This is a genomic window from Marivirga salinae (assembly GCF_030503855.1).
Taxonomy (GTDB): domain Bacteria; phylum Bacteroidota; class Bacteroidia; order Cytophagales; family Cyclobacteriaceae; genus Marivirga; species Marivirga salinarum.
This window is the reverse complement of sequence record NZ_CP129971.1, coordinates 1,642,634-1,654,297: the sequence shown is the minus strand read 5'-3', so window position 1 is coordinate 1,654,297 and position 11,664 is coordinate 1,642,634. Positions and strand designations below refer to the sequence as shown.

Genomic DNA, 11,664 nt, shown 5'->3' with positions numbered 1-11,664 from the left:
CTTACAACTTAAACTTTCTAATGAAAGAAAAAGTTGGAAAAGTGAAAAAATCATATCCACCATCGGGGCTAAAAGTAGACCATTCAGGAGTATTGTAAGGTACCGGAATATCTGAATATGAGATCAGCACGTGGGTAAAACCAATTTGCCAGCTAACCAATTCATTGCTTTTCCTTATAAAACGAATCCCTGTTAAACCATACCAAATTGTTCGTTGAGTATTGTACTGTCTTTCTTCAAAAATAAAAGATCCATCAGGCAATTGAGTCTCTCTAGAAGCATCATCCATTGATTGAAAATTAAATAAATAATTTTCAGTGAGTAAATAAAAATATTTCCCTGCTTGATATATCCCTGAAATATTCCCTACAGCGGAAGAACTTTTTCTGGAATTGTCATTAGGATTGAAATACAAGTGCCCACCGCCAATCGAAAAATTGCTGTGGCTATTGCCATAGGTGTAAGTTCCAAAAGCCAGATTACCAAAAAAATTGGTGCCATAAGTACCTAAAATCAACATATCACCAAAAGCCAAATGCGAATTTTCTTGAATTGGAATACTATATTTTCCTGTAAAATAAACCGGCAAGCCAATAACTGTGGTACCCATTCCGATAGTCAGACGGTTGGTTATACCGTATTGAATATCATGTAACAAAAAGTATAATGAATTGTAGTACAATTCTCTTTTCCTTAGAGGAAGTGCTGTAGGAGCAAAGAAGTAGCGCGAATCATGCTCTGAATCCAAAGTATCCGCCTTTACCTTTTCCGTTTTTTCATCAAGCTGCACGACCATCTCTCTCGGATTCTCTATTATATCCCACAAATTGTAGAATATAATAATAGCCTTTTCATCATTTGGGATAGATTGAAGATTTGCCCCAGCCAAAACAGACCCCAAGACTTTATTATTGCAATCCTGAATATCGATTTTAAAAAAATTATTTTCTTTGGTAATTGAGGAAAAATAGTAATTACATTTTTCTCTGAAATCTACAGAACTGGTCAGGTAAATATCCTTTTCCAGAAATTTTCTTTGAAGAATTTGCTCAAGCTCTGGGGTGATAATCGAAGTTCTATCATCTATGACAATCTTATTTTGTGCGAATGCATTCATCGCAAACAAGCAAACTAGAATGAAGCCAATTATTCTATAAATAAATTGCATGGTGCATTTCCTTAGAACCCATTAGTACTAGGCTTTATAACGAAATAATCAAACAAATGGGCATTATTTCGTTACAATTTTTTCAAATTAACAATGCTTCTAAAAAAATAGCCACACTATATAGTATGGCTATTTCTAATCAAACATTATTTAAAATCTGTTACGCTACTTTTTCAGTACTTCCATTTAACCACTCAGGTTTGGTGATGTTCACTTCTGCATCTAGTTGATTAAGCATGTTATAAAGTCCGAAATAAGTTCGGTTCACATATAATCCATGTCTTGAACCTCTAGCGCCATTGCTATTTCTCACTTCTTTCATATTAGAAACTCGCTCGCCCATTGCATAAATTTCTTCAAAGAAATCATTATTGCCAAAATTGAAAGTATCATATTGGAAAGGCTTGCTCAACATGCCAATCATTTCTAAAAAGACAGAACTGAAAATTTTTCTTTCCGCTGGGCTATCGTTTTCATGAAAGAAATCCAAAGCTTTAAATCGTTTATCAATCTCTTCTTTATCCTGCATAAAACCAGGCTTAAGTAGCGCAAAATAATTTTCATAGAAATCATCTGGAATTTCTTTAATACATCCGAAATCGATGATTCCCATGGTTCCATCATCCATGAACATGAAATTCCCCGGATGTGGATCGGCATGTACTTGTCTTAGTTCATGAAATTGGAAATTGTAAAAATCCCAAAGTGCCTGACCGATCTTATTTTTAATTTCTTGAGATGGATTTGTTGCCAAAAATTCTTTTAAATGAACTCCATCTAACCAATCCATGGTAATCACCCTATCGCCCGATAACTCTTTATAATATTTTGGAAAATATAATCCATCAATTTTACCAGCCATAGCTTCAGTGATTTCTTTTGAACGCTGCAATTCTAAACCATAATCAGCTTCTTCCATCAACTTACCTTCTACCTCACTCATGTAGTGATCTAATTCCGCATTGCTCATATTGAATAAGCGAGTGGCGAATGGCCGAACTAATCTCAAATCAGAACTAATGCTATCCGCAACACCAGGATATTGGATTTTAACGGCATAGGTTTTGTCACCTTTAGTTGCTTGATGTACCTGCCCCATAGAAGCCGCATTCACAGCACTTTTAGTAAAGGTATCAAAAATTGCCTCAGGGCTTTTGCCTAATGTTTTTTGAAAAGTTTTCACCACCAAAGGATAAGATAATGGCGGGGCGCTATATTGAGACATAGTGAATTTCTCCTGATAAGCAGGAGGTAGTAAATTCCTGTCCATACTTAGCATTTGAGCCACTTTTAATGCACTACCCTTCAACTCACTTAAGGAGCCATAAATATCTTCGGCATTATCTAAATCCAATTGCGTTCGATCCATTTTAGGATTGAAGGCTTTCTTTGAATAATGTTTTATGTAATTCCCTCCTACTCTTGCACCCGTTGAAACAAATTTACTGGCACGTTGAATTTTAGAAATAGGGATTCGGGATTGTTCTTTTCTATCGCTCATTATTATCGGTTTTGAAATATGAATTTGGCAAAATCAAACATTGAATCTAATGGGCTTTTACCCATCAAATCATAAGCAACATTTACCGCTTTTTCTATAGCTGCATCTGTTTTTTCAAAATCCTTGCTGTCATCATTAGCCCAAAATTGAAGGATAAATAATGTTTGGATCCATAAACCTTCTGAATAACGATCTCCAATCACAGGTCTATCCACAATTTCTTCAGTTTCCTTTCCTTGAAGCAATATTTCATCAACAAATTTGTAGAATTGCTTTTTGAAGGCATCTAAGAAAGCTGGCTTCAAATCTCCCTTTCTCATTTTCTGTAGATCCATCATTGCATAAGAGCGATTAGTTTTTAATACTTCAATTAAAGTGAAGTATAAAGCCAATAACTTTTCTCTTGAAGAATATTCCACGAATGTTTCTTCTGCATGCAAATTATTAATGGTCTCCTTTAAGAAATCAGCCCAAATATGCTTTTGTAATGCTTTGAATGAATTAAAATGATTATAAAAATCTACTTCTTTCATTTTCAAATCCTTAGCGAATTTGTAGATGGAAGCAGGTTCCTTTCCATGTTCTAAAACAAAGTCAATATAGGCTTCTTTTATTTTTGAATCGATTGGTTTTGCTGTTTGCTTTTTTGCCATAAGTCAAATTGTAATTATGGTGATGTAACAGCCTGATAATGGGAAAGGTTTAAGGAAATGAAAAGAAAATGAGAACAGTTTTAATTGAAGGTGAATTATAGTAAAAAAAAGGAGCACGAGCTAGGAAGCTCGCGCTAACTTTTCATTTTTACATTTACTGTTGGTGCGAGCTTCCCATATTAATAATATTTTCCTTGATGAAAGCCAAATCATTTTAACATCTATAACGCTATTTTATCTCTTCCAATTCTCTTCCTTTTGTTTCAGGCATAATAAAAATTGCCCATAATAATTGAACAAGCATCATTACGGCAAAAAACCAAAAGATGACAGAAGAACCAAAAGTGCTGGCGAAATAAGGAAATACGTTCGCAATTATGGCCGCAAATAACCAATGAGTGAAACTCCCAATTGACTGACCATGGGCTCTTAATTTGTTAGGGAAAATCTCGGCTATAAAAGCCCAAATAATGGAGCCACTACCTACTGCGTGAGCTGCAATGAATAAAAACACAAAAAACGGGAGTAAATTAGAAGGGATAATATCTCCACTAAAACTTATGGCCATTAAACTCAAGGAAATCAAATAACCGGCCGAGCCTAGATAAAGCAAAAATTTTCTTCCCATTCTATCAATCAAATATAATCCGAACATAGTGGCTATAACATTGATAAATCCAATCCCCATGGTGGAAAGTAAGCCGTTCTCAGTGCTGATTCCAGCAGATTCAAAAATCCTAGGGGCAAAGTATATGATAGCATTTATACCTGATAATTGATTAAAGAAAGCAATCAAGATTGCCATGAAGGTGAATTTGAAATATTTAATTTTGAACAGTGCAAAAAAGCCTTCCTTTCGCTCCATTTTTGCTTTTTCCTTTTCAATATTTTGAATGATACGATCCACATTTTCAGGATCCGTCTTGGTTAAAACAGTTCGAGCTTCTTCATAATCATTATGATTAGCTATTAACCATCTGGGGCTTCGAGGTAATCGAATACTTAATAAAGAATATAACACAGCCGGGATAATTTCTACACCCAACATCCATCTCCAGCTGCTATCTAAATCAGCTAATGCTATCAAATAATTAGAGAAATAAGCAATTAGAATTCCTAAAACTACATTGAATTGAAAGAGTGCCACTAACATTCCTCTTTTTCCAGCGGGGGCAATTTCGCTAATATACATTGGGGCAATCACGGACGAAGCGCCAACACCTAAGCCTCCTAAAAATCTAAAAAACATGAATGTATTGACATCAGGAGCCAAAGCTGAACCTAAAGCAGAAACGGTATAAAGAACACCAATGAGCAAGAGCATAGGTTTTCTACCAAACCGATTGGCTGGATAGCCTGCAGCCAAGGCACCAATTACGGTTCCGTATAAAGCAACAGCAATTGAAAATCCATGCATCCAATCTGAAAGTTGCCATATTTCTTGTATGGCTTGCTCCGCACCTGAAATTACGGCAGTATCAAAACCAAATAAAAAGCCGCCCAAAGCAGCCGTTAATGATATGAAAAATACGTAAGAGTTTTTGAACATCTTTTCTCTATTCAATTAGCAATTGCTAAAAATAGGAAAGTAAATTGGAAATGGAAAGACCAAGTTAGCAGGTTGTCTCGTTGGCAAGTTGGCAAGTTAAAAGTCAGAAGCTTGAAGTGGGAAGCAGGGAGTTGGAAGTCATATAATCACACCAACCCGACAACTTATAAACTTGCCAACCTGAAAAACTTGTAAACATGTCAACTTGCAAACCTTAATAAGCCCTTACTTCTTTCCCTTCCATAAAATTGACAAAAGCTTTATTTACGACTCTATTTCCACCTTGGGTTGGGAAATCGCCTGTAAAATACCAATCGCCTAAATGGTCTGGACTCGCTTTATGCAAATTCTCTACCGTTTGGTAAATTACTTCTACTTCAGCTTCAATGGTATCAATTTTCACCAATTCTGCTATTTTTTGTGAGACTTGCTCATAGCTAAATGGTGCAAAAACATCTTTCACATGATTTTCAGTATTATCACTTGTTAAGCATTTTTGATAGGCTTCCTCCAAAACATTTTCTTGCTTGGTTTCTTTGAGTAAAGCTAAAACAGCTCTAAAAGCAATAAAATCTTTCATTTTACTCATATCAATTCCATAGCAATCAGGGAATCGAATTTGTGGGGCTGAGGACACAATGATAATCTTCTTAGGCTCCAATCTATCCAACATTCTTAAGATACTTTTCTCTAAAGTTGTACCACGAACAATAGAATCATCAATTACCACAACCGTATCCACCTTCTTTTTTATAACTTCATATGTGGTATCATAAACGTGGGCTACTAATTCATCTCTATGCTGATCGTCCGTAATGAAAGTTCTTAATTTAGCATCTTTAATCACCAACTTCTCAACTCTCGGACGGAAAGCTAATAATTTTTCTAAAGCTTTATCATCTTCTCGAGTACTTCTTAATTCCTGTAATTGCCTTTTAGCTAAATGCTGCTCCATACCTTCCATCATTCCTAAAAAGGAAGTCTCGGCTGTATTGGGGATATATGAAAAAACTGTGTTCTCTAAATCATAATCGATGGCTTCTAATATTTTAGGAACTAAAAGCTTACCTAACATTTTACGCTCAGCATAAATTTGAGGATCAGAACCTCTTGAGAAGTAAATTCTTTCAAAACTGCATGATTTACGCTCCAAAGGCTCAATAAATTGCTCCATTTTATAATCCCCTTTAGTATTGATGACTAAAGCATGAGCAGGTTTGATTTCCTGTATATCCTCATAATTAACATTGAAAGCAGTTTTAATAGCTGTTTTCTCAGAAGCTACCACCACAACTTCATCATCAGCGTAGAAATGAGCAGGTCTGATACCAAATGGATCTCTTGCTACAAAAGCATGGCCAGCACCAGTGATGCCTGCCATAGCATAGCCGCCATCAAAATCCCGACAAGCGCGTTGCAATACATCCAGTAAATCTAGTTTTTCTTCAATTATTTGAGTGATTTCAGCATTCGTATATTCATCCTTATGCTGTTCAAAAATTCTTTGGTTTTCTTCATCCAAGAAATGGCCGATTTTCTCCATCACCGTAACGGTATCTACTTTTTCTTTAGGATGCTGCCCTAGCTCGGTTAAAATATCAAATAATTCTTCAACGTTGGTCATATTGAAGTTTCCAGCCACCATCAAACTTCTGTTTTTCCAGTTATTTTGACGTAACATTGGATGGCAATTCTCAATAGCATTTTGACCGTGTGTACCATACCTTAAGTGACCTAACCAAACTTCACCAGTAAAAGCACAATTCTCTTTCAGCCATTTCTCTTGGTTATACCACTTACCCCCTTCTTTCCTAGCTTTTTTATATTTCTTGGAAATTTTCTTAAAAATTTGGGTAATGGGCTGATTATCAACTGAGCGATACCTACTTATATATCGATGACCCGGATCCACATTTAGCTTTACATTGCCCACTCCGGCTCCGTCTTGTCCACGGTTATGTTGCTTTTCCATTAACAAGTACAGCTTATTCATGGCATAAAGCGGACCGTATTTATCTATGAAATATTGAAGTGGTTTTCTTAAGCGGATTAGGGCTATTCCGCATTCGTGTTTTATGCTATCGCTCATGATTTTTTACTTAAAGTGCAAAGTTAAGTTTATTATAATTGATGTTCAATGTTTTTCGTTCATTAAGATCATAACTAAAAATAATCCAAGTAAGATATTCGATAGAAGTATGGTTTTATTGGGATGAATTTACTTAATTAGTAAGGGTTAAGTTTGAAAATAATCCTATTTTTGAATTTAACTTTTTGATGCTCACTGCTTCAAACCAAGATTTAAACTAAGCATAGAAGTGATAAAGACTGTTTTAGTACAAATAGCAATATTTTTTTTAACTGTATCTACTGGGTTTTCTCAAGTTATTTCTTTCGATTCATTAAATCTTTACTATCAACACGAACTGAAAGAATCGGAGAAAATAAATATTACTCAGAAAACCTTAATTAAAAAGGTAGAAAATTTTTCCACTTCACAAATCACCGAATTTTCTCAATTTCAAAATTCTCTTAAACTGCTAGCCTTGCTTGATGAAAACAAGGAAAATGAATTAGGGGTTCAATTTGTATCTAAAATTATCCCAAAGTCAAAATTAGTTGATGAACTTCAAGCGTTTCTCTATTATAAACTTGCACAATTTTATGATAGACTCAACCAGCCTATTCAATCCTTAGAAAGTTATTTGAGGGCCTCATCACTTATTAAAGAATTAAATAGACCCTCATATTTAGCTCATATCTATTATAGAATTGGCATTATAAATTTGAATGGTTGGAACAATTTAATAAGTATAGAGTATGCTGAGAAAGGATTGAATACTATAAATGAAGTTAAAGTATTTAACAGAATGGATTCCACCACGCTATTAGGCCTTTATGAAATAAAGGGAATTGCATACAGAAGGATCCATAAATTTGAGAAATCCTTACATAATATTAATAAGGCTGTGAAATTAGCTTCAGCTTTAAATGACTCTGTTAGGCTTGCCTTAAATAATGGTAATAAAGCTACAATCTATTACGAAAAGGGAGATTATGAAAAAGCTATTCCTCTACTGCAAAAAGATTTCAAAACTAGTATTAATGCAGGAGAATTTAACAGCGGTATGAATGCACTTGTTTATTTAAGTTGGATTTATATAGAATTGGACAATAAAGATTCACTTATCAGTACATTTAATAAAATGCAAGAAATTGAGGGAAAATTCCCTATTACGAATCCAAAAACTAAAGCTGAATATTACAAAGTGGGCTCCATGGTTGCTGAGATAAATGGCGAAACTGCAAAATCAAATCAGTATTTAAGAGAATATATAAATCAAGATAAAATTAGAGACTCCATTAATTTAAGTAATGATGTTGCAAGCTTGCACGAGCGGCATTTAATGGAGCAGGAAATCAGTAAGTTGGAATTACTTCAAAATACTAATCAACTTCAAGCTTCACATCTAAAATTAAGAACTGCACTTTTGATTATCATAGCAATCACATTATTGGTAGTCTTGTGGTATGTTTTTACGCTTAGAAATAAAAATAAGAAAATTGATAAGTTGAATGAAATGTTGGAAGCCAAGGTGTCTGAAAGAACGGCTCGTTTGATGGAAATCAATAAGGAATTAGATACCTACTTATATCGAGCATCACATGATATTAGACGACCTATTCGAACTTTATTAGGCCTGAACAATATTGCTCAAATGAATACTGATCCTGAGGAAATGAAACAGCTTTTCCACAAAGTCCACAGTACTGCTATGAGCATGGACAAGATGCTGTTCAAACTTCAAATGGCTTATGAACTCAACAATTCTCATCAAATTGAAAAGGTTGATATTGAAGAATTAACTAAAGAATGTATTGATGATATGTCTTTGGAAATTAAGGAGCAAAATGCCAATATCACAGTAAATATCAATGAAAAAGCAAAGTCCGTTCAAGCGAATAAGGCATTACTGAGAATTGCATTGGATAATATTTTAGAAAATGCTCTGCTTTACCAAAGAGAAGAAAAGAATGAAATAGAAATTTTCACTGATGAAGGAAATTACTATTTCTACATCCACGTAAAAGACAATGGATTCGGGATCCCTGAAAAATATTTTGAAGATTTATTTAAGCCTTATTTCAAAATCAGTAATAAAACTCAAGGGTCGGGTTTAGGACTGTTTTTAGCACATAAAGCCATTTCATTTTTAGCAGGGGAAATATCAGTCAGCTCAACTGTTAATGAAGGTACTCAATTTACTTTAAAAATCCCTGTTAATCCCAAATAGGGAACTTCTCTAAATGCACTTCTTCGTGAAAGAATATTTTGGCTGAAGCTTCAAAAGAGGCAGTAATATCCGAAACTAAAAACCTATCTTTTCTGGTTTTATTCTCCGAAAAGAGATCATATTCCTTTAAGAATTGCTCTAATCTTTTGGCAACTATGGTGGCAGAATCCAAAATATCTACCTTTCCATCATAGAACTTATTGATCTCTTTTTTAATCAAAGGATAATGAGTACACCCCAATATTAAAGCTTCAATCCCCTTTAATTCATCATTATGAAGATAAGCTTCAATTATATCATGACTGATTCTATTTTCAAAAAATCCTTCCTCTATCATCGGTACCAAAAGCGGAGTAGCCAAACTTTTCAACTCAATGCTAGGGTTCAGTTGTTTTAGTTTTGATTCATAAGCATTGGAATTAACTGTTTGCTTAGTCCCAATTAGTCCAACTTTTTGATTACTATAATTTTGTGCTACATGCTCCACCACAGGATCAATCACATTAAAGACTTTTGCTTTGGAGCCAACATATTCGCGCACTAATTCAAAAGCAGCAGATGAAGCAGAGTTACAAGCTATCAGAATTAATTTACAACCTTGTTGCAGTAAGACATCGGTTACTTTTATGCTATAAGCTTGAATGGCAGCTGCTGATTTATCGCCATAAGGCAAATGAGCAATATCACCGAAATAAACCATACCTTCATTGGGCATCAATTCTTTTACTTTATGCGCCACTGTAAGCCCGCCTATACCAGAATCGAAAATACCTATGGGAGCTGAATTATCTTTATGCATCTTGCAAAGATGGGAAGTTGTTACAATAATTTCGAAGATATTTTTACAAATCTACATTTCAACATTTAATTGTCTGCCTTCTTCAAATGCTTCTTTATCTTTTTTTGAACCAATTGCAATCCCAATTCCAAAACCAATTGGAATCCCTAGTCCAATAAACGCATAATTATTTAGTGCAGCTCCAAATGCAACTCCTAATGGTATTCCAAATGCGCTCATCCCTATTGCTAACCACATATTTCTGTAATGATCCTTCACAACTAGATTCAATTCCTTTTCAGAAATTATTAGAATTTTTCTGAAAGATTTCTGCAATTGCTTTGACAATTTTGTTTCTGATTCAGCTTGATTAACCTTATCAATTTCAACATTTATAGCTTGTAAAGCTAATGCTGTAATTTCCCTTTCGCTTAAGGCTTTAAGCAATTTTTGAAATTTTAGGACTCGCTTTTTAAGGCGGCTTTTTTGAAGTCCTTGATGTTTAGGATTGAAGTTATTGAGTGGCATTTGTCATAAATTATATACCAAAATATATAAATCAAGCCTAATTAAAAAATAAAACAAGAATCAAAACAGAAAATAGGATTATTAAAGGTAGCGCCCATTTCAATCGTTTTTTATATAGGGTTTTTGTTATAGAATGCGCTCTCACTGTCACATCTGAAGAGAGGGTAATCAGATTTATGCATTTTTAATAAAAAAACCCTTGAAATTCGCAAATATCAAGGGTTATTTTTAATCATTTTCCTTTGAACAGTTAAAAAAGTCTGCCAGTTCTATTGAAACTAGATTCCGGTTGATGTGCCACCGATCGTGGGTTAACTCCATGATTGGTGGCACTCCATCCATTCTAAATTCTTAGTAAAATATGATGATAGGTTTAAATTGCGATTAGTTTTCTAAATAGAAAAGCTTTCTCCGCAGCCGCATGTCCTACTTGCATTAGGATTGATGAATTGGAAACCATTTCCATTTAGACCATCTGAAAAATCTAAAGTTGTTCCCAAGAGGTATAACATGCTTTTTTTATCTACTAGAAGCTTTACTCCTTTATCCTCAAACACCTCATCTCCTTCTTTAATCTGATCATCAAAACTTAAATCATACATTAAACCAGAACATCCTCCACCTTTTACTGAAACCCTCACATTGCTCCCTTCAGTGTGTCCTTCTTCTGTTTTCAACTTCCCTAATCTGTCTTTCGCTTTATCTGTAACAATAATCATGGCTATTAATATTTATTTATGATACTGGATTTAGCACTACACTAAAAACGGTTATGGTATTACGATCTCTGCCGTAATAAAGTTTGTCTAAACTATCTAAAATATTGCTTGCTCTAAAATAAGAGGTATGCAATTGTTTGTCATCTTTTGTCATCCACTGAATGGTGTAGGAACTTTCCCTTTCCCTAAAGTTTTTGACATAATCCATCATTTTCTTTAGGGCTTCCAATTTATCATAGCCCATTTCAGAATGAAATAAAAAGGATTGGTTGTGCCTCGGATTGATGGTAATCAAATCGAGCTTTACCTTCCCATCTTGAGAACCAAATTCAAAGACCAACTCACTATCATTCAAGCCCAGATAGTTTATGATTTCTTTCTGCAGCCTAGCACTTTCTATATGTATGTCTGTTGATGTTTCCATCCTAAATTATTTCCTTTTTGAAATTTAAATAATGATTTTGAGTATCCCA

At 34.4% G+C, this 11,664-nt stretch carries 10 protein-coding genes; 1 reads left to right on the top strand and 9 read right to left on the bottom strand.

Annotated features, from left to right (window positions below):
- Position 1 precedes the first annotated feature (1 nt).
- The 5 genes from QYS49_RS07050 to QYS49_RS07030 all read right to left on the bottom strand — a co-directional run bounded on the left by QYS49_RS07050 (position 2) and on the right by QYS49_RS07030 (position 6,960).
- Positions 2-1,168, bottom strand: a complete 1,167-nt coding sequence (locus QYS49_RS07050; RefSeq protein WP_308351016.1) for a hypothetical protein — start codon at positions 1,166-1,168, stop codon at positions 2-4.
- A gap of 160 nt (positions 1,169-1,328) precedes the next feature.
- On the bottom strand, positions 1,329-2,669 hold the full coding sequence (locus QYS49_RS07045; RefSeq protein WP_308351015.1) for an ABC1 kinase family protein: 1,341 nt from the start codon (positions 2,667-2,669) through the stop codon (positions 1,329-1,331).
- A gap of 2 nt (positions 2,670-2,671) precedes the next feature.
- A complete protein-coding gene (locus QYS49_RS07040) occupies positions 2,672-3,322 on the bottom strand; it encodes a TetR/AcrR family transcriptional regulator (protein WP_308351014.1) in 651 nt (216 codons plus the stop codon).
- Between the two features lie 229 nt (positions 3,323-3,551).
- Positions 3,552-4,871 carry a sugar porter family MFS transporter gene (locus tag QYS49_RS07035; RefSeq protein ID WP_308351013.1) on the bottom strand — a complete coding sequence of 440 codons (1,320 nt, stop codon included), beginning with the start codon at positions 4,869-4,871 and terminating at the stop codon, positions 3,552-3,554.
- 214 nt (positions 4,872-5,085) lie between these two features.
- Positions 5,086-6,960, bottom strand: coding sequence for an amidophosphoribosyltransferase (locus QYS49_RS07030; RefSeq protein ID WP_308351012.1), 1,875 nt, complete (start codon positions 6,958-6,960; stop codon positions 5,086-5,088).
- Positions 6,961-7,189: 229 nt separating this feature from the next.
- On the opposite strand from QYS49_RS07030, the gene QYS49_RS07025 reads away from it, so the two are divergent.
- Complete coding sequence (locus QYS49_RS07025; RefSeq protein ID WP_308351011.1) at positions 7,190-9,166, top strand: ATP-binding protein; 1,977 nt, start codon at positions 7,190-7,192, stop codon at positions 9,164-9,166.
- On the opposite strand, the gene murI is transcribed toward QYS49_RS07025, so the two are convergent.
- From murI to QYS49_RS07005, 4 genes are all read right to left on the bottom strand, one after another.
- Positions 9,153-9,965 carry a glutamate racemase gene (gene murI / locus QYS49_RS07020; RefSeq protein ID WP_308351010.1) on the bottom strand — a complete coding sequence of 271 codons (813 nt, stop codon included), beginning with the start codon at positions 9,963-9,965 and terminating at the stop codon, positions 9,153-9,155. The genes QYS49_RS07025 and murI overlap by 14 nt on opposite strands.
- 51 nt (positions 9,966-10,016) lie before the next feature.
- Positions 10,017-10,472 (bottom strand): hypothetical protein, encoded by a 456-nt coding sequence (locus QYS49_RS07015; protein WP_308351009.1) that lies wholly within the window; start codon positions 10,470-10,472, stop codon positions 10,017-10,019.
- A 392-nt stretch (positions 10,473-10,864) separates the two neighbouring features.
- A complete protein-coding gene (locus tag QYS49_RS07010; RefSeq protein WP_308351008.1) occupies positions 10,865-11,191 on the bottom strand; it encodes a HesB/IscA family protein in 327 nt (108 codons plus the stop codon).
- Between the two features lie 16 nt (positions 11,192-11,207).
- A complete protein-coding gene (locus QYS49_RS07005) occupies positions 11,208-11,615 on the bottom strand; it encodes a hypothetical protein (protein ID WP_308351006.1) in 408 nt (135 codons plus the stop codon).
- Positions 11,616-11,664 lie beyond the last annotated feature (49 nt).